Annotated in this window: 16 protein-coding genes; 9 read left to right on the top strand and 7 right to left on the bottom strand. The window is 72.4% G+C overall.

Features of this window, described 5'->3' with window-relative positions; genetic code table 11:
• Nucleotides 1-52: 52 nt before the first annotated feature.
• On the bottom strand, nucleotides 53-292 hold the full coding sequence (locus tag ACZ63J_RS04430) for a hypothetical protein (RefSeq protein ID WP_465399775.1): 240 nt from the start codon (nucleotides 290-292) through the stop codon (nucleotides 53-55).
• Between the two features lie 231 nt (nucleotides 293-523).
• Between ACZ63J_RS04430 and ACZ63J_RS04425 the strand changes: the two genes are divergently transcribed.
• Nucleotides 524-2,563: a phosphocholine-specific phospholipase C gene (locus ACZ63J_RS04425; RefSeq protein ID WP_465399776.1), complete on the top strand. Its 2,040-nt coding sequence runs from the start codon at nucleotides 524-526 to the stop codon at nucleotides 2,561-2,563.
• Nucleotides 2,564-2,685: 122 nt separating this feature from the next.
• Entirely contained in the window at nucleotides 2,686-4,152 is a 1,467-nt protein-coding gene (locus ACZ63J_RS04420; protein ID WP_465399777.1) for a cellulose binding domain-containing protein, read from the top strand.
• On the opposite strand, the gene ACZ63J_RS04415 is transcribed toward ACZ63J_RS04420, so the two are convergent.
• Both ACZ63J_RS04415 and ACZ63J_RS04410 read right to left on the bottom strand, forming a co-directional pair.
• A complete protein-coding gene (locus tag ACZ63J_RS04415) occupies nucleotides 4,153-4,278 on the bottom strand; it encodes a hypothetical protein (RefSeq protein WP_465304263.1) in 126 nt (41 codons plus the stop codon).
• Nucleotides 4,279-4,493: 215 nt separating this feature from the next.
• Entirely contained in the window at nucleotides 4,494-5,288 is a 795-nt protein-coding gene (locus ACZ63J_RS04410; protein ID WP_465342213.1) for an SDR family NAD(P)-dependent oxidoreductase, read from the bottom strand.
• Between the two features lie 231 nt (nucleotides 5,289-5,519).
• Between ACZ63J_RS04410 and ACZ63J_RS04405 the strand changes: the two genes are divergently transcribed.
• Both ACZ63J_RS04405 and ACZ63J_RS04400 read left to right on the top strand, forming a co-directional pair.
• Nucleotides 5,520-6,137: a LysE family transporter gene (locus ACZ63J_RS04405; protein ID WP_465399778.1), complete on the top strand. Its 618-nt coding sequence runs from the start codon at nucleotides 5,520-5,522 to the stop codon at nucleotides 6,135-6,137.
• Nucleotides 6,138-6,247: 110 nt separating this feature from the next.
• Nucleotides 6,248-6,952: a DUF6008 family protein gene (locus tag ACZ63J_RS04400; protein WP_465399779.1), complete on the top strand. Its 705-nt coding sequence runs from the start codon at nucleotides 6,248-6,250 to the stop codon at nucleotides 6,950-6,952.
• Here ACZ63J_RS04400 and ACZ63J_RS04395 read toward each other — a convergent pair.
• From ACZ63J_RS04395 to ACZ63J_RS04385, 3 genes are all read right to left on the bottom strand, one after another.
• Nucleotides 6,933-11,012: a beta-galactosidase gene (locus ACZ63J_RS04395; protein WP_465399780.1), complete on the bottom strand. Its 4,080-nt coding sequence runs from the start codon at nucleotides 11,010-11,012 to the stop codon at nucleotides 6,933-6,935. The genes ACZ63J_RS04400 and ACZ63J_RS04395 overlap by 20 nt on opposite strands.
• A 153-nt stretch (nucleotides 11,013-11,165) precedes the next feature.
• Nucleotides 11,166-12,209, bottom strand: a complete 1,044-nt coding sequence (locus tag ACZ63J_RS04390) for a LacI family DNA-binding transcriptional regulator (protein WP_465399990.1) — start codon at nucleotides 12,207-12,209, stop codon at nucleotides 11,166-11,168.
• A gap of 89 nt (nucleotides 12,210-12,298) precedes the next feature.
• Nucleotides 12,299-13,189, bottom strand: a complete 891-nt coding sequence (locus tag ACZ63J_RS04385; protein WP_465399781.1) for a serine hydrolase — start codon at nucleotides 13,187-13,189, stop codon at nucleotides 12,299-12,301.
• Between the two features lie 116 nt (nucleotides 13,190-13,305).
• Between ACZ63J_RS04385 and ACZ63J_RS04380 the strand changes: the two genes are divergently transcribed.
• The 4 genes from ACZ63J_RS04380 to ACZ63J_RS04365 all read left to right on the top strand — a co-directional run bounded on the left by ACZ63J_RS04380 (nucleotide 13,306) and on the right by ACZ63J_RS04365 (nucleotide 16,514).
• Nucleotides 13,306-13,878, top strand: coding sequence for an RNA polymerase sigma factor (locus ACZ63J_RS04380; RefSeq protein WP_465304251.1), 573 nt, complete (start codon nucleotides 13,306-13,308; stop codon nucleotides 13,876-13,878).
• The gene (locus ACZ63J_RS04375; RefSeq protein ID WP_465399782.1) at nucleotides 13,871-14,980 is read left to right on the top strand and encodes a CU044_5270 family protein; all 1,110 of its coding nucleotides are present in this window, start codon (nucleotides 13,871-13,873) and stop codon (nucleotides 14,978-14,980) included. Before ACZ63J_RS04380 ends, ACZ63J_RS04375 begins: the two co-directional genes overlap by 8 nt.
• A 62-nt stretch (nucleotides 14,981-15,042) precedes the next feature.
• Nucleotides 15,043-15,792: a FadR/GntR family transcriptional regulator gene (locus tag ACZ63J_RS04370; RefSeq protein ID WP_465399783.1), complete on the top strand. Its 750-nt coding sequence runs from the start codon at nucleotides 15,043-15,045 to the stop codon at nucleotides 15,790-15,792.
• The gene (locus ACZ63J_RS04365) at nucleotides 15,786-16,514 is read left to right on the top strand and encodes a sulfite exporter TauE/SafE family protein (RefSeq protein ID WP_465342624.1); all 729 of its coding nucleotides are present in this window, start codon (nucleotides 15,786-15,788) and stop codon (nucleotides 16,512-16,514) included. Before ACZ63J_RS04370 ends, ACZ63J_RS04365 begins: the two co-directional genes overlap by 7 nt.
• A 213-nt stretch (nucleotides 16,515-16,727) precedes the next feature.
• On the opposite strand, the gene ACZ63J_RS04360 is transcribed toward ACZ63J_RS04365, so the two are convergent.
• Complete coding sequence (locus ACZ63J_RS04360) at nucleotides 16,728-17,384, bottom strand: helix-turn-helix transcriptional regulator (RefSeq protein WP_465399784.1); 657 nt, start codon at nucleotides 17,382-17,384, stop codon at nucleotides 16,728-16,730.
• An 87-nt stretch (nucleotides 17,385-17,471) separates the two neighbouring features.
• On the opposite strand from ACZ63J_RS04360, the gene folE reads away from it, so the two are divergent.
• Nucleotides 17,472-18,092, top strand: a complete 621-nt coding sequence (folE, locus tag ACZ63J_RS04355) for a GTP cyclohydrolase I FolE (RefSeq protein WP_465342627.1) — start codon at nucleotides 17,472-17,474, stop codon at nucleotides 18,090-18,092.
• Nucleotides 18,093-18,230: the final 138 nt, after the last annotated feature.

The following is an 18,230-nucleotide window of genomic DNA, read 5'->3' as shown; positions in this document are numbered from 1 at the left end:
TTTCCGACGAGTACCCGATGGTCCGGACCACCGGGTACTTTCGGGCAACGGCTCAGCGCTGGATGCAGTCGAGCCCGACCCCGACCGGGGTCGCCAGGTACTGGCAGAGGTGCGACGCGTGCGCCTCGTCGGTCTCCGTGCAGCCGACCAGCACCCCGAGCAGGTCGACCGAGCAGTAGGCGTAGAACTGGTTCGGGTTGCCCGGCACCGGGTCCGCCGACGCGGGGGCCGCCGTAACGACGGCCGAGGCGAGGGTGAGCGCGGCCGCGAGCGCGGCGATGCGGGTCTTCATGGTGCTCTCCTCCCGGAATCCCCGGTCTCCCAGGGGTTTGTGCAGGGAGGAGTTCCCCGCCGTCCGCCCGTTCAGCTCCGCGTCACCGGAAAGTGTCACGCGGCGGGACCGGCGATCGAACAGCACATGAACAGTTGTTGCTCGATTACGTCCGAACGTCGGTAGTTACGAACAGCTTCGATCACCTAGGCTGATCGCTGCCCGCCCGAGGTCCCCCTGGAGGCTCCCGTGATGGCCGATCCGAACCGACTCACCCGCCGCAGCTTCCTCGGCGGGGTCGCCGCCGCCGGCGCGCTCGGCGCCCTGCCGCCGGGAATGGCCGAAGCCCTCGCCGAACCGCGGGTTTCCGGCAGCCTGTCCGACGTCCAGCACGTGGTCGTCCTGATGCAGGAGAACCGGTCGTTCGACCACTACTACGGCACCATGAAGGGTGTCCGCGGGTTCGGCGACCGGTCGGCGATCGTGCAGCCGAACGGCCAGGACGTCTTCCACCAGCCCGACTCCGGCCGCAGCGACGGCAAGTACCTGCTGCCGTTCCGCGTGGACACCACCAAAGTGGACGGTCAGGACCTCGGCGACCTCGGCCACGGCTGGGCCGACCAGCACCAGGCGATCGCGAGCGGCGCGAACAACGCGTGGGTGCCCGCCAAGGGCGAGATGACCATGGGGTACTTCGGCCAGGGCGACATCCCGTTCCACCGCGCGCTCGCCGACGCGTTCACGGTGTGCGACCACTACTTCTGCTCGGTGCAGGGCCCGACCACGCCCAACCGGCTCTACCTGTTCACCGGCACGATCGACGCCGCGGGCCAGGCGGGCGGCCCGGCGAACTACAACCCGGCCGACTACAAGCCGGTCTTCGGCTGGACCACCTACCCGGAACGCCTGCAGCAGCACGGGGTTTCGTGGAAGGTCTACGCCAACAAGGAGGTCGGCGACGCGGGCGGCTCGTTCGTCGGCGACTACGGCGACAACCCGCTCTGGCTGTTCAAGGCCTACCATCAGGACTACTCGAGCGACCTTTCGAAGCGCGCCAGCGTCTTCAAGACCTGGGGCCCGGATTCGGGGAAGGGCAAGGATGTCAACCACGTCCTCGCCGAGTTCACCGCCGACTGCGCGAGCGGTTCACTGCCGAAGGTGTCCTGGATCGTGGCGCCCTACGGTTACTGCGAGCACCCGGAAGCCCGCCCGGTCGACGGCGCCGCGTACACCCAGACCGTGCTGAACGCCCTGTGGGCCAACCCGAAGCTCTGGGAGTCCACTGTGGTCCTCATCAACTACGACGAGAACGACGGCTTCTTCGACCACGTCGCCCCGCCGATCGCCCCGTCCGGCACCGCGGGCGAGTACATCGGCGGCAAGCCGATCGGGCTCGGCGCGCGGGTGCCGATGACGGTGATCTCGCCGTGGAGCCGCGGCGGCTGGGTCAGCTCCGAGGTCACCGACCACACGTCGGTGATCCGGTTCCTCGAACGCTGGACCGGGGTCGCCGAACCGAACATCAGCGCCTGGCGCCGGGCGCTCTGCGGCGACCTGATGAGCTGCTTCGACTTCGGCGCCGCGAACGTGCAGATCCCGCTGCTGCCGGACACCGCGGCGTTGCGGAAGCAGGCGGACGACACCCAGCGGAAGCTGCCGAAGCCGGCGCCGCCCGCGACCGGGAAGCAGCAGGTTCCGGCGCAGGAGGCGGGCACCCGGCCCGCCCGGCCGCTGCCCTACCGGCCGCTGGTGACGACGTCGCTGAGCGCCGACCGCCAGATCCTCACCACGACGTTCGCCAACCAGGGCAGCGCGGCGGTCCAGCTGATGGCCTACCGCAACGACGGGCAGGCCGACGGGCCGTGGCCCTACGACGTCGCCCCGGGGGCGCAGGTCGCCGACACCTGGCGGGTGCAGCTCTACGGCGGCGGGAAGTACGGCGTCGCCGTGCACGGGCCCAACCGGTTCCGCTGGGTCTTCGCCGGCGACGCGAACAGCGCCGGCGCGGCGGTCGACGTCACGGCCGGCTACACGACCGAGAACAAGCTGCGGCTGACGATGCGCAACGGCGGCACGACGGCGGTCAAGATCACGGTGACCGCGAACCACTACCGCACCGACGGGCCGTGGACGTACCCGCTGGCGGCGGGCCAGACGATCACCGACGACTGGAACCCCGTCTCCTACGGCTCCGGCTGGTACGACCTCTCGGCGACGCTCGACGCCGACCCGAAGTTCCTGCGCCGGTTCAGCGGCCACGTCGAGACCGGCGCGCCGAGCGTCACGGGCTGATCTTTCACATACGTGACCGGCGTTCAGTTTGTTGACGCGTGTCACGAGTGTGACCTATAAAGGGGCGTCCGGGTGTCACGCCGCAACACCTCCGCTGTAGTCCCCCTTCCCGGAGGTCTCGGGTGTTCCGACGAAGTCCGCTCCGCCGTGCCGTCCTGCTGGGCGCCGCCACCGTTTCCGCCGCCCTCGCGCTGACCGGCGCCGTCACCGCCCAGGCCGCGGCGGCGAACCTGTCCGCCGCGTTCGCGCAGACGTCGGTCTGGACCGGCGGGTACGGGGCCGGGTACACGATCACCAACCGCGGTGACGCCACCGCCACCGGCTGGACCGTCGAGTTCGACCTGCCCGCCGGGACTTCGGTGAGCAGCTCGTGGAACTCGGTGAAAACGCAGTCCGGGCAGCACTACAAGTTCACGAACGCCGGGTTCAACGGCACGGTCAAACCGGGCGCCACCGCGAACTTCGGCTTCAACGTCGCCGGGTCCGGGCTGCCCGCGGGCTGCACGGTGAACGGGCTCCCGTGCGCCGGCGGCGGCCCGGTCACCACGACACCCACCACGCCGACGACCACCACGACTCCACCCCCGACGACGACCACGACTCCCCCGCCCGCCGGGGACACGGTGAACGTCTCGACGGCCGCCCAGCTGCAGGCGGCGCTGGCCAACGCGGCCCCGGGCCAGGCGATCAAGCTCGCCGCGGGCACCTACCGCGGCTCGTTCGTCACAACGAAGGCCGGGACGGCGGCGAAGCCGATCACGCTCTCGGGGCCGTCGAACGCGATCCTGATCAACGACGGCCCGTCGGGTGACGCGCCGGACTGCCCGGCGCCGACGGCGGGCTGGGACTCGGGCTATGGCCTGTGGCTCTCGGGCGCGCCGTACTGGAACCTGACCGGCTTCACGGTGCAGGAGTCGAAGAAGGGCATCGTCGCCGACAACTCCCCGCACACGGTGATCGACGGCGTGAACGTCAACCACGTCGACGAGGAGGCGGTCCACTTCCGCCGCTCGTCGGCCGACAGCGTGCTGAAGAACTCGACGATCACCTACACCGGCCTGGTCCAGCCGGGGTACGGCGAAGGCGTCTACCTCGGCTCGGCCAACTCGAACTGGGCCTGCCACGGCAACTCCGGCGGCGTCGACCGCGGCGACCGGATCCAGGTGCTGGACAACCACATCGGCCCGTTCATCGCGGCGGAGCCGATCGACGTCAAGGAAGGCACGTTCAACGGCGTCATCCGCGGCAACACGTTCGACGGCCGCGGCATCTCCGGCGAAAACTCGGCCGACTCCTGGATCGACGTCAAGGGCATCGGCTACACGATCGAGAACAACACGGGCACGTTCGCCTCGCCCGGCGTGTTCGCGAACGGCTACGAGAACCACAACACGAGCACGTCCCCGTCGTTCGACAACGGCTGCGGCAACGTGTGGCGCGGCAACAAGTCGGACCTCGGCGGCGTCGGCGACTACGCGATCAAGATCAGCTCGGTCTCCAAGTGCGCGGCCAACCCGAACGTGGTGTACGCGTCCAACACGGTCACGAACGCCAAGTCCGGGCTGACGAACATCCCCGTCACGCCGTAGTCAGAGGTGCATGGCCAGCCACAGGGCCACCCACGCGGCGGCGGCGAGCACTGCGCCCGTCGCCGCCGCGAGGAGGACTCGCCGGAGGCCTCGGGCGGGTTTCGCCGGTGTCTCGATGTGGTCCATGAATTCGATCATGAACCACGCGCGCCGATCCCGACACCCGGCGCGCCCGGTCGGGCGACCCCTGCGCGGGGTACCCCGGCGACGCACGTCACTCCCCGGTGCGGAACTCCAGGTGAACTCCAGCGTTCTTACAGGTGTCGGCGAGGCGAAGCCCGCCACCTCCCACTCCCGTTCCCGCCAGAGGTTCCCCCGTGCTTCCGGGCGGGAGCGGGACCTCAGGGGACGATCGAGTCGACGTACCCGCCGTCGACCCGCACGGCCGCGCCGGTGGTCGCCGAAGCGAACGGCGAACTGAGGTACACCACCAGGTTCGCGATCTCCTCCGGCTCGATGAGCCGCTGCAGCAGCGACTGCGGCCGGTGCTTCTTCATGAACTCCCGCTGCGCCTCGTCCCACGGCAGGTCCTTGTCCACCAGCTCGTAGACGAAGTCCTCGACACCACCGGTGTGCGTCGGCCCGGCGATCACGGCGTTGACCGTGACCCCGGTCCCCGCCGCGTGCTTGGCGAACCCGCGGGACACACCGAGCAGCGCCGTCTTCGACACTCCATAGTGGATCATCTCGGCCGGGATCACGACCGCGGAGTCGCTGGCGATGTACTGGATCCGGCCCCAGCCACGCCCGGTCATGCCGGGCAGGTACGCGCGGGTGAGCCGCACCGCGGCCAGGACGTTGACCTCGAAGTAGCGCCGCCAGTCGGCGTCGGTGATCTCCAGCGGCTCCTGCGCGCCGAAGATGCCGAGGTTGTTGACGAGGATGTCGGCGTCGGGCACCTCTTCGACGACCTGCGCCGCGCCGGCCTCCTCCGAGACGTCGCCCGGGGCGGGCACCAGGTCGGCATCCGGCAGGTCTTCCTTGAGCCGCGCGATGGCCTTCGCGACGCCCGTCTCGCTCCGGCCGTTGATCGCGACCCGTGCCCCGGCGGCGGCGAGCCCCGCCGCGATCGCCGAGCCGATGCCCTGGGTGGACCCGGTGACCAGCGCCGTCTTCCCGCTCAGGTCGACCCGCATCGTGAAAGCCCTTTCTCGCGTCGGCCGGTGCTTCGGCGCCGATTCAAGCACAGGTGACCGGGACGCACCGGCTGAGCCGATCCCGGAAATCCGGTTGCCGCCACGCGCACCGCACCGACACCATCGGCGCATGACCACGCACCGCACCCCGCTCCTGCCGACCGTCGCCGCGACCCTCGCGCCGGTCACGCAGCAGCCGGGCCGATCGCGGGGGTCGAGCACCACCGCGTCGTGATCACCGCGCTGGTCGCCGGGCTGCTGGCCGGCTACGGCATCGCGATCCCCGTCGGGGCCGTCTCGACCTACCTCGTCGCCCTCACCGCCCGCACCTCCCTCAAAACCGGCCTGGCCGCCGCGCTCGGCGTCGCGAGCGCCGACGGCGTGTACGCGCTGGTCGCCGTGCTCGCCGGGGCCGCAGTCGCCGGGATCTTGACGCCGGTCGCCGAACCCCTGCGATACGCCTCGGCCGGCGTCCTCGTCCTGCTGGCACTCCGCGGCGCTGTCTCGGCACTGCGCGAGCACCGCGACACCGCCACCCGGCCCGTGACGCCGCTCGCGCCCGGCCGCGCCTACGTCACCCTGCTCGGGGTCACGCTGGTGAACCCGACCACCGTCGTCTACTTCACCGCGCTGGTCGTCGGCGACCGGGCCGGCGCCGCCGTCGCGGTGCCGGAACAAACCGTCTTCGTGCTCGCCGCGTTCGCCGCCTCCGCCAGCTGGCAGGCCCTTCTCGCCGGCGGTGGCGCGCTGCTCGGGCGGCTCCTCACCGGAGCGCGCGGCCGGTTGGCGACGGCGCTCGTGTCGAGTGCGGTGATCACCGCGCTGGCCGTCCGACTTGTCCTCTCCTGACCGGAAAACCGTTGTCCCGTAACGATTCGTCCCGATTTCCGGCCGCACGACGGGAGAAGTAAGGCCCCCGGTCCGGGTTTAGGGTCGAAGGGACGACACGGGAGGCGATCATGAACATGCCGATGACGTCGATGTCCGGCTGGGACACCGCCGGCGCGGTGCTGATCGTGCTGTGGGCGCTCGCCATGTGGGCGGCGGTCGGGATCCTGGCCTACGCGAACCGCGGGCCGGTGCGGCCCTGGGTGTACCGCGGCTCGCTCGCGGTGATCGGCATCGGGGTCCTCGGGCAGCTCGGGCACGTCCAGGAGCACATCGCGCAGGTCGGGTACTGGCTCGGCCACCCGAACGCCCCGGCGTGGATGACCCCGTGGGGCACCGGCCTGGCGAACGGGCTGCAGATGGTCCTGCCGAACCGGCCGACGTTCGGCATGGAGCTGCTGCACCTCACCGGGAACTTCATCTTCCTGGCCGGGCTCGCCGGGGTCATGGTGATCACCCGCCGCGCCACCGACACCCGCGCCCGCCGCTGGGGGAAGATGGGCGTCTGGTTGCAGGGCCTGCACGGGCTCGAGCACCTGGTCCTCACCCTCTCGGTCGCGTTCGGGTCGCGCGCCATCGGCGTCTCGACGTTCTTCGGCCTCATCGACGCCGGCCCGGGCCTCACCACCTACCGCGTCTGGTGGCACTTCATCGCCAACGTCATGGGGTCGATCATCTTCGGGCTGGCGCTCTACCAGCTGTGGAAGGAACGCCGGGAAATCCGCGCCACGTTCCTCCTCCGCCCGCTGCCCGAGCTCACCCGGCAGGCGGCGTAGCGCAGGTCAGCGTCGGCAGCGCCCAGTCCGCGTGGTCGTTGCCGTTGCCGTCCCCGCCGTCGTTCACCAGCAGGTCCAGGACCTGGGCCCCGGTGACGTCGACGTCGATCGGGACGGCCGCCTGGCCGCCGCGCAGCACCGGGGTCGTGACGCGGGTCGCGCCGTCGACCGAGACGCTGAAGGCGACACTGCCGCCGGTTCCGGTCTCGCCGTCGACACCCGCGGACGCCGTCAGCCGGGTGCAGGCGCCGGCCAGGTAGAGCTGGACGTCGCTCGCCGCGTGGACACCGAGGCCCTTCGGGTACGCCACTCCCCCGATGGTCATCGGCTTGCCGTCCCCCGCGCCCGCCTCGCCGTTGCTCGTGTCGCGCTCGACCGGGCCCCAGCCGTTCGTGGCGGTCAGGAAGGGCAGCGAGCTCACCGCGACCTGGCCCGCGGGTGGCGCCGGCGGCACCGCGCCGACGATCCGTTCGCCGGACACCGACCCCGGCCGCCCGGCCTGCCGGTAGGCCACCGCCACCTTCAGCGCGGCGGTGTCCACTGTGGAGGGAGCGGTGACCGGCCACGAGAACGTCGCCGAACGCCCGCCGTCGATCCGCGCCACCGAAGGCGGGGACGCCGGGCCGACCGTCCACCCGGCCGGCGCGGTGAGCACCGGTTTCACGTCGAAGGCCGGAGCCGCGCCCGCAGGGACCCGGACCGTCGCCGAGGCGGTGAAGCGCTGTCCGCCCGACGCGGTGTCCGGCGCGGTCAGCGACACCGCGGCGGTCGGCGCCGGCGGCATCGTGTACCGCGCCGGGTCGTAACCGGGGGACGCATTCTGCCGCACGGTCAGCGGCGAGCGGTAGCTGCCGTAGTTCGTCCAGGCGAGCTTGCCGAGGCCGCCGGTGCTGCCGTCGAGGTTCCACACCGCGACGGCGATGGTGTTGTGCCCGTTGGGGTTCAGCACGCCGGTCGGGATCGGGAAGCTGTGCTGCGGGCCGAGGTAGTTGACGTACTGGCCGAGCTGCCAGCCGTTGACGAACAGCAGCGCCCGGTACTGCCGGGCCGGGTCGTCGGTGATCGTGAGGCCGAGCGAGGTGTCCTGGCCGCGTGGCAGGTCGAGGTCCGCGGTCGTGCGGTACCACGAGACGCCGGGAGTCGTGTCCGTCGCCGGGAGCGTCGCCGGGGCCCAGTGCTGGTCCGGGAAGCCGGGCAGCGACCAGCCCGCGCGCTCGCCGTAGAGGCCGCCGGTGTTGAGCGGGCCGCGGACCGGGTCGAGCCCGGTCTCGCCGCCGCGGACACCCTGCAGCCGCCAGGTCACCGACGTCAGCGGCGCGCCGGTCAGCCGGGCGGCGGTGAGCCCGCGCGCGGCCTTGTTGCCGTTGTTCGCGCCGTAGTCCTCTTCGTGCCCCATGTTCACGGTCAGCACGGAGATCTCGTTGTCCCCCGCGCGCAGGGTGCCCGCCGGGAAGGTGAACGTGTGCTGCGGGTCCTTCGAGCTGCCGAGGAAGACCCCGTTGAGCCACGCCGAGAACGCGCCCGCCGGGCCGCCGCTCTGGCTCGACAGCGTGATCCCGCTCTGCTTGCCGTCGCCGGTGAAGTGGCCGCGGTACCAGGTGTTGCCGGTGTGGAAGCCGTAGTCGTCGGCGAAGAGCACCGGTTTGGTGCCGAGCGCGGTCGAGCTGTTGGAGGTGTCCTTGTCGGCCACCGGCCACGCCGAGTCGTCGAAGGCGGGCTGGCTCTCCGGCGACTCCTGCTGGTGCTTCCAGCCGCTCAAGGCGGGCAGCGTGACAGCCTTCGCAGTCGGTGCGGCGGCGGTGAGGCTGCCGCTGGACGTCGGCTGGGTCGCGACGCGGGAGCCGTTCCAGGACACCGACTTCTCGGCGGCGAAGACCTCGAACGCGCCGTCCGTGCCGGTGTCGCCGGTCAGGTTCAGCGTGCCGTGGTCGTCGGCCGCGGTCCGCACCAGGTGCGTGCCGCGGACCAGCACCGGGCCCGCCGCGGTGTCCTGGCGCCAGAAGGTCGCCGCCGTCGCCTTGTCCGCGAGCAGCAGGAGCAGCGGCCGCTGACCGGGTGCGGTGACGAGCACGCGGGCCAGGCCGTCGTGGGTGTAGTTCAGCCGCAGGTCGCCGCGGGCGGCGTCCCACGTGGACGTCGCGGTGCCGCCGAGCACCTGCACCGACGGCTGCTGGGCGAACCGCAGTACCGTCTCGCCGAGCCCGCCCTTGTCCCCGTAGAGGACCGCGACGTCACGGCCGCCGATGGCCGCCGACGTCATGATCTCCGACGTCGAGTACTGCAGCCGCGTCCGTCCGAGGTCGTAACCGGCGACGACGATCTTCGACTGGCGGCCGTTCAGCGTGATCCCGGTGCCGGGCTGCTGCGGCACGACCGGGTAGTAGTCGGCGCTGTCCGACAGCAGGTCGACGGCGTCGACCACGACGAACGGCCCGGTCGCCTTCGGGTTCTTCTGCCCGGTGACGACGATCTTCAGCGTGTGCGCCCCGGCGGTCAGGCCCCGCGCCTCGTACCCGGTGACCTGGTTCTGCTTGCTCGCCGCGTAGAGGTCGACGGTGTCCACCTTGGACCCGTCGAGGTAGACGTCCGCGACGCCGTGGCTCGGGTCCCTCGACGTCACCCAGCGGATTCCGGTGCCGGTGAAGGGAATGCTCACGCTGTCGCCGGTGACCTCCGAGAACGACTCGGTGTGCTGGTAGTCACCCCCGGTGTAGTCCACCTCCGGGCCGGCGTGGGTCCACGTGCCGGTGTAGCCGACCTCGGTCGCGCGGTCGTCGTAGGTGTAGCCGGCGTGCGCCGCGAGGTCGAGCGCGAGGCTCGTGGTGTTCGCGGCGGTCGACGTCGAGTCGGTGTGGCGCAGCGTGTGGAACTGCGTGCGCGTGTCGGGGTTGATCCGCGCGGTGTCGGTCAGCGCCGGGTCGGTCAGCGGCGCGCCCGCGAGCCCGTCGGTCTTGGTCAGCGGCGTGACGGACTGCGTGAAGTAGCCGATCAGCTTGTCTTCGTTGTACTTCGGGTCGAACTGACGGCCCTCGGTGATCGCGGCGCCGTAGTCGTAGGAGGTGTAGTTCTGCGGGATCGCGCTCCAGCCCCAGGACGTGCCGCCGTGCAGCATGTAGAAGCTCTGGCCGGTGGCGCCGACCGCGATGTTCTGCTTGTAGAACACGTTCGCGAACTGGTCGTTGATCAGCTGCGCGCACTTCTCGTAGCCCGGGCCGCCCCACGGGTCGAACGCGCCGCCCTGGAACTCGGCGGTGATCAGCGGCTTGCCGGGCACGTGGTCGTAGCTGATGTCCGGCACGCCGTTCCAGCGCGTCGGGTTGGAGCAGTCGAAGCCCTGCGGGTAGGAGTCGGCGGCGTCGACGTCGAGCGCGGCCTCGCCGGCGTTGAAGGTGCCGTTGTTGTTGCCCACCAGGGGAACCGTGATGCCGTCAGCGCGGGCCTTGTCCTCGAGGTGCTTCATGTACGCGCGGCCGTCGGTGTTGCCGTTGTAGTACTCGTTCTCGACCTGGTAGGCCAGCACGCTGCCGGTGCCGTTGGTCAGCTGGTGGCGCGCGATGATCCGGTCGATCTGCGTCTGCCACTCGTCGGAGTACTTCAGGTAGACGGGGTCGGCGCTGCGGGTGTGGCCGGGGGTGGTGGACAGCCAGGTCGGGAACCCGCCGCCGTCGACCTCGGCGTTGATGTAGGGCCCGGGCCGCGCGATGACGTACAGCCCGGCCTGCTGCGCGACGTCGAGCAGCTTGTCCAGGTCGCGGACGCCGCTGAAGTCGTACACACCCTGGCGCGGCGAGTGGTAACCCCAGTCGAAGTAGAGCGACGTCGAGTTGAAGCCCGCGGCCTTCATCTTCTGGAAGATGTCGAGCCAGAGGTCGGGGCTCGGCAGGCGGTAGGAGTGGACCTCGCCGGACCACAGGTAGGTGCGGTTGCCGTCGACCAGGAAGGAGTAGCCGTCGTAGGTGACGGTGTGGGCCGCCTTCGGTGGCGCCGCGGCGGCCTGGGGGACGACCACGCCGACCAGCGCGAGCAGGGCGACGAGCAGGGCCCGGAACGAAGCACGCATGCGGGGACCTCCTGGAACGGCACTGAACCGCACACGATCCTTTGGCAACCGCACAGAAGCGGTCAAGATGCAACACCGAGATGGATCAGTGCCGACGTCGTGTTAACGCTAACTGTCCTGCTCCGGTGTCTCGAACGAGCCAGGCACGGGACATCAGCGGGGGCCGGTGCTCTCCCGCACGATCAGCTCCGCCGGCACGAGGTGCCGCGCGCCGACGTCGCCGCCCGCCATCCGGTCCTCCAGGAGCCCGAACGTGCGGCGGCCGACCTCGATGAAGTCCTGGCGCACCGTGGTCAGCGGCGGGGTGAAGTACGCGGCCTCGGGCACGTCGTCGAACCCGGCGACGTGGACGTCCTCCGGCACCCGGATGCCGGCCTCGGTGAACGCCCGCAGCAGGCCCAGCGCCATCTGGTCGTTGGCCGAGAAGACCGCCTTCAGCCCGCGCTTGCCGGCGAGCGCGCGGCCGGCTTCGTACCCCGACCGCGGGCTCCAGTCGCCGCGCACGAGCGCGGGCACCCGCAGGCCCCGCCGTTCGAGGGTCTCCCGCCAGCCGCGTTCGCGGTCGCGGGCCTCGAGCCAGTCCTCGGGGCCCGCGACGTGCCAGACCGTCCGGTGGCCGAGCGCCAGCAGGTGCTCGGTCGCCCGGCGGGCGCCGTCGTACTGGTCGACCGAGATCACCGGCACCGGCGCGGCCTCCCCGCCGCCGACGGCCACCAGCGGGATGTCCGACGGGGCCGCGTCGAGGGCGCGTCCGGCCGTCACGTGCGGGGCGATCACGACGATGCCTTCGACGGCCTGCCGCCGCAGGCTCTCCACCGCGTCGCCGATCGACGAGCGCCCCGGCCGCGTGACACTGCAGATCGCGATCCCGTAGCCGGCCTCGCGCGCGGCGTTCTCGATGCCGTAGAGCGTGCTCGCCGGGCCGTAGAGGTTCGACTCCAGCGCGACCACGCCGAGGGTGCCGGAGCGGCCGGTGACCAGCGTCCGCGCGGCGGAGTTGGGCCGGTACCCGAGCTTCCGGACGGCGGCGAGGACCCGTTCGCGGGTTTCCGGGCGCACCGGCCCGCTCTCGTTGACCACGCGCGAGACGGTCATGTGCGAGACCCCGGCCATGCCGGCGACGTCGGCCAGGCTCGGCTGCCGCGGCCCGGGGAACGACGTCCTGGCCTGCTCCCCCGGCTTCGCCCGGTCCGCCACCCTGGCCCCCTCCACCTCGCGCTTCGCCACCTGGGAGACGGTACCGCCGAACCGCCGCGCACCGGTCGTCCCGCGCCGCGCGGGCGGCGTCAGCCCCAGCCGAGCGGCCCGGAGAGCGCTTTCACGACGGCCGTGACGTTCTGCGAGGCCTTCCCCCAGCTCGTGGCGGCCGGCTGGGCGCTGAGCACGACGACCACGTACCGGCGGCCGCCGACGAGCCCGCTGGTGTGCAGGTTCCGGCCCGGGTCGCAGCAGGACCAGCCCTGCTTGACGGCCCAGTCGGTCGCGGTGACCGCACCCGGGATGCCGAAGAACTGGTCGAAGCCGTCGGCGCCGTGCTCGGTGGCGCCGTCGAGGGCGCGCAGGATCACCTGACGGCTGGCTTCGGGCGCGTCGTCCATCAGGTAGTCGTAGAAGCGGATCAGGTCGGTGGCCGTGACCAGGGTGCCGCCCCAGTGGTTGGCGTCGGCGGGCGGCCGGGTCGAGGTCATGCCGGCCCGCTTCGCCCAGGACGTGACGATCGTCGGCCCGCCCAGCTGTGACCAGAGCCGGCTCGCGACGTCGTCGTCGCTGCGCGAGAGCATCTCCGAGACCTCACTGGCCGGCTCGCCCCGCTTCAGCGCTTCGAGCGCGATGAGCAGCTTGACCAGCGACGCCGACGTGTAGGTCGCGTCCGGCCGGTAGGACACGAGGTCCTGGTCGTTCTTGCGGTCGTGGACGAGCACGCTCACCTTGCCGGGCACGAGCGCGGCGAGCTCGGCGCCGGCCGGCAGGTGCGGCTTCGCCGGCGCCGAGGCCGAGGTTTCCGGCGGGGCCGACGTCGCCGTGGTCGCCACACTCGTGGTCAGCGGCGGCCCGGTTTCCAGCACCGGCCCGGCCGCGACGGCGGGTCCCGGCGCCCGCATCGCCGCGGCGACGACCAGCATCGCCACCACCGCTCCGGCGCACGAGCCGGCCAGCATCACGTTCCCTCGGTGCATACCGGCTCTTGTCCGCAGCCGCCGCGACTGTTCGGCCGGACGGGCCGGAATGTGGCCTGCGTCTCATCCGGCCGGGTGATCGGGGACGCGGATGCGGGGTCGCGACAACCAGTACCGTGACCAGAATCGTCGAACGGCTCGATCGGCCCGACCTCGCCGCGCGGGATCCGAAGGAGGTCTTCGCGCGGCTCTTCGACGAGTACGCCCACCCCCTGCGCGGATACCTCGCGGGCCGTGTGGGCGTGCACGTCGCCGACGACCTCGTGGCGGAGACCTTCGTCGTCGCGCTGCGAAGACGCGCCAGCTACGACCCCGCCAAGGCGCCCATCCGCGGCTGGCTCTACGGGATCGCCACCAACCTGCTCCGCAACCACGTGCGGCAGGAGGTCCGCGGGTTCCAGCTGACCGCGAAGGCCGGGACCGAGGACCGCCCGGCCGAGAGCCACGACACGGCGGTGGCCGGGCGGGTCGATGCGGCCGCCCGCCTGCGTCTGCTCGCCGGCGAGCTCTCCGGGCTGTCCGAACAGGACCGCGACGTCCTGCTGCTCACCTCCTGGGCCGGTCTCGAACCGGCCGAAGTCGCCGAGGCGCTCGGCGTTCCCGCCAGCACGGTGCGCTCGCGGCTGCACCGCGTGCGCCACCGCCTCCAGGCCCTGCTCGTCCCCATCGAGGAGAACACCCATGAATGAGCTCGACGAGACCCTCGAGCTGCTCCACCGCGACGCCCGCACGGCCCCGGCCGACCTGTCCGCGGCCCGCGCCCGGCTGATGGCGGAGCTCGCACCCGAAGCCACCGTGATCCCGTTGCGGCCGAAGCGGGCCCGCCGGTTCGCCCTGCCGGTCGCCGCCGCCGTGGCCGGGGTGGTCGCGGTGACGGTCGTCGTGACGCAGACCGGTTCGTCCGGGCCTACCGCCGGGCCGGCGGCCGCCGCCCCCGCGTCGAGCACGAACCCGACCGCGCACTGGCCGGACATCAAGCTGATGTCGGCGGCGCAGGTGCTCAACCGCGCGGCCGACCTCAGCGTCGGCGCGGTCGACCAGCCCCTCGGGCCCGGGCAGTTCCGGTACGTCGACGAGCACACGTGGGTCGGGCGCGGGGTCAACACCGGCGAGACGACCGGCTACACCTACCTGTGGGAGCAGCGGCTCGAGCGCTGGATCCCGGCCGACACGCACGACGTCTGGCAGGAGAACCGCAAGATCCTCAGCACCGGGAAGTTCCTGGGCGGCTCGATGCCGCAGGCCCAGGCGCCCGAGCCGGAGATCACCGACACCGACCAGGGACAGTGGCAGGGCCGCTGCGGCGACTTCTTCCCGAAGGCCAAGCCGGCCAAGAAGTGCGACGACCCGGCCGACTGGGACAGCCCGGCGTACTACGCGACACTGCCGCACGACCCGGCCCAGCTCTACGCGAAACTGCAGAACCTGACCAAGGGCCGCGGCTCGACGCCGACGGTGATGTTCCACTTCGGCATCGAGATCCTGCGCGCCGGGCTGATGCCCGCCGAGCTGCGCGCCCAGTGGTACCGCGCGCTGGCGAAGATCCCGGGCATCACGGTGCTGGCGGCCGAAACCAACCTCGACGGCCGCACCGGCGTCGCCCTCGGCCTGGACGACCGCCACGAGATCCGCCAGCTCATCGTCGACCCGGTGACGGGCCAGTTCATCGGCGAGCGCACGGTCGCGGGCGCGGAGCCGGACCAGTCCTGGATCAAGCCGGGCACGGACCTCGGCTCGAGCGCGATCACGACGGGGGTCGCCGACCGGCTCGGCGTGGCCCCGGCCCGGTAGCCCGGCGGGTTTGTCCGACATCGCCACGGATATGTCTGACATATCCGTGCTACGGTCGGCCCGTGGAAGCCTCCGCCGGGCTGCGGATCGCCACCGAGGTGCGGGCCCGCATCGACGGCGGCCGGTGGCCCGCGGGCACCGTGCTGCCGACCGAGCTGGAGCTGGCCCGCGAGTTCGAGGTCAGCCGGCCGTCGGTGCGCGAAGCCCTCAGCGCGCTCCAGTTCGCCGGGTACGTCGAACCGCGGCGGCGGCGCGGCACCGTCGTGCTCGGCGGCTCGCCGGTGCCCACCGCCCCGCGGCACGTCCGTGCGGCGCAGTCGTTCGCCGACGTCGTCGACCTGCTCGAAGCGCGGCTCGTCCTCGAACCCGCGGTGCTGGCCCTCGCCGCGGCCGACGCGGATCCGGCGGCGCTCGACCGTGCCCACGACGCCGTCGCGGGCATGGCTCTGGTGACCGGCGGCGACGCTCTGCCCGCCGACACCGACCACCGGCTGCACGCCGCGATCGCCGGGGTCTGCCGGAACCCGGACCTGCGCGAGCAGGTCGGTGCGCTGCTGGAACGCGCGTCCGGGCCGGTCTGGCGGGAGACCCAGGCCGCCGCCTGGGCCGACGGGGCGCGTCAGGCCCACGCCTGGACCGGCGACCACCGCGAGATCGTCGACGCCCTCGCCCGCGGTGACGCCGGCACCGCGGCCGCCGTGTCACGCCGTCACCTGCTGTCCGCTGTGGACAATGCCGCGGCCTGCGCCGGGCTGCCGCCGTCGCAGCTGCGGCGGCTGCGCCGGCTCCGGGAGCACTTCGGGTCGTGTTAGCCGTTCTGGTCCTCGCGTTCCCGGTGGGGGTCTTCATCGGGACCGTCGGCATCGGCGGGGTCCTGCTGCCGCCCGCGCTGACCTGGCTCGGCGGGCTCGACATCCACGCGGCCGCCGGCACGAGCAGCTGGTGCTTCCTCTTCACCGGGATCGTCGGCACCGCCGGCTACGCCCGGCACCAGGCGATGCCCTGGCGCTTCGGCGGCCTGCTCACCCTCGGCGCGGCGCCGGCCGCGGCGGCCGGCGCCCTCGTCAACGGCGTCGTCCCGGCCACGGCGCTCTGGCTCGTCCTGGCCGTCGTGACGGCCGGTTCCGGCGCCTACAACCTCTGGGCCAAGCCCAGGGAAACCCGGGAGCTGCCGGCGCCCGCGGCCGTCGTGGTCGGCGCGGTGGTCGGGTTCGGCTCGGCGCTGACCGGCACCGGCGGCCCGGTCCTGCTGGTCCCCGTGCTGCTCGCGCTCGGCGTGCCGGCGTTGACGACGATCGCGGCCGGGCAGCTGATCCAGCTCCCGCTCGTCGGCTTCGCGACGATCGGCTACGCGGCGCACGGCAACGTCCACTTCGGACTCGGCAGCGTCCTCGGGGTGCTGGCGGGCGCCGGCGCGTTCCTCGGCACCCGGCTGGCCCGGCGGCTGCACGGGCAGCACCTGCACCGCGTCGCTTCCGCGGCCCTGGTCGTATTCGGCGCCTTCCTCTTCGTGCTGCCGTTCCTCCCGCGCTAGCAAGGAGGGACGTCCTCACCCGGCTCGGCCCGCGCCTGCTGCTCAAGCGCGACGACCTCACCGCCTCGAGTACGGCGACTCCACGGAGGCGTGCCTCGACGCGATCCTGCTGCCGGCCCGGACCGAGGGCATCCTGCTCGACCCGGTCTACAGCCGGAAGACCCTCGCCCACCACGCGGTCGGGCGCGGACCGCGGGCCACCGCCCGCCGCGGCTAGGCGGGCACCACCCGGACGCAGCAGAAGCCCGGCTTCGCCACCAGCAGGGCGCGCCGCCCGTGCTCGCCCGCGCCGGTGAGCATGCCTTCGACGAGGCCGAGGTTCATCTCGCAGACGAGGCGGGCGTGCGTCCGGGCGAGCCGCTGGAACGGGCAGTTGCCCAGCAGCACCTCGCGGCCGTCGACGCGGGGCTCGAAGCCGTGTTCTTCGAGCGTGCCGATGATCTCCGCGGCGCCGGCGGCGAGCTCGGCCCCGCGCTCGCGGGCGCGCCGCCCGAGGACCTCCCGGGGCGAGGCGCCCGTCTCGTCGGCCTCCTCCACCGCCGCCGCGAGCAGCTCACCAGCGAGTTCGTACTGCCGTTCGGGCAGGGAGACGCTCACCTGCCGGTCCGCGCGCCGGTACAGCTTGGCCGGCCGGCCCGCTCCCGGCCCGCTGCGGCCGGTCCGGCGCTCGTGCCCGACCGCCAGCAGCCCGTGGTCCACCAGGCGGTCGAGGTGGAAAGCCACCGTCGCCCGGGGCAGGCTGAGGGCCGCCGCGACGTCGTCACGGCTCACCGGCTCCGGCTGGCGGGCGACGTGGTCGTACAACCGGCGCCGGGTCGGCTCGTCGAGCGCCGCGACCGCGCTCACCGCGCCGGCCTCGGGAGTGTGCATCATCGCACTCTAAAACAAATGAACGTTGACGAAAACCCGGGCGGGCTTCTACCGTCAGCTCGTCCTGGTTTCGGAAGGAGGCCTGCCTTGACCGTCGACCCCGTCAGCGAACCGGTGCCGCTGCGGCACCTCGGTGTCGTGCACAACCGGGACGCCGTGGACCTGGCCGCCGCGGAACGCGCGGTCGCCGACCTGCTGCGCGCCCTGGGCAAGGACCCGTCGTCGGAGCACCTCGGCGACACCCCGCGGCGGGTGGCCAAGGCCTACGCGGAAATGCTGCAGCCACGCGACTTCCAGCTCACGACGTTCCCCAACGACGAGGGCTACGACGAGCTCGTGCTGGCCAAGAGCATCCCGGTGCAGTCGCTGTGCGAGCACCACCTGCTGCCCTTCCGCGGGGTCGCGCACGTCGGCTACCTGCCCGGCGAGCGCATCCTCGGCCTCTCGAAGCTCGCCCGCGTGGTCGAGCTCTTCGCGCGCGACCTGCAGGTGCAGGAGCGGCTGACCAAGCAGGTCGCCGACTGGCTGCAGGAGCACCTGGCGCCGAAGGGCGTCGGCGTGGTGATCGAAGCCGAGCACATGTGCATGTCGCTGCGCGGGGTGCGCGCGACCGGCGCGCTCACCGTCACCTCGTCCCTGCACGGCCTGCTCCGTGAACAGCCGAAGACCCGGCAGGAGTTCTTCGCGCTGACCGGGGTGAACGCCTGACGGCCGTGGGGGGGGGGGGGGGGGGGGGGGGGGGGGGGGGGGGGGGGGGGGGGGGGGGGGGGGGGGGGGGGGGGGGGGGGGGGGGGCTGGGGGGGGGGGGGGGGTTTGGGGCGTATTTGTGGCACGGGGTCGGCGCAT

Source organism: Amycolatopsis sp. NPDC104863, assembly GCF_055582965.1.
Note: the sequence above shows the minus strand (reverse complement) of the source record. Positions and strands in the feature narration are given on the sequence as shown.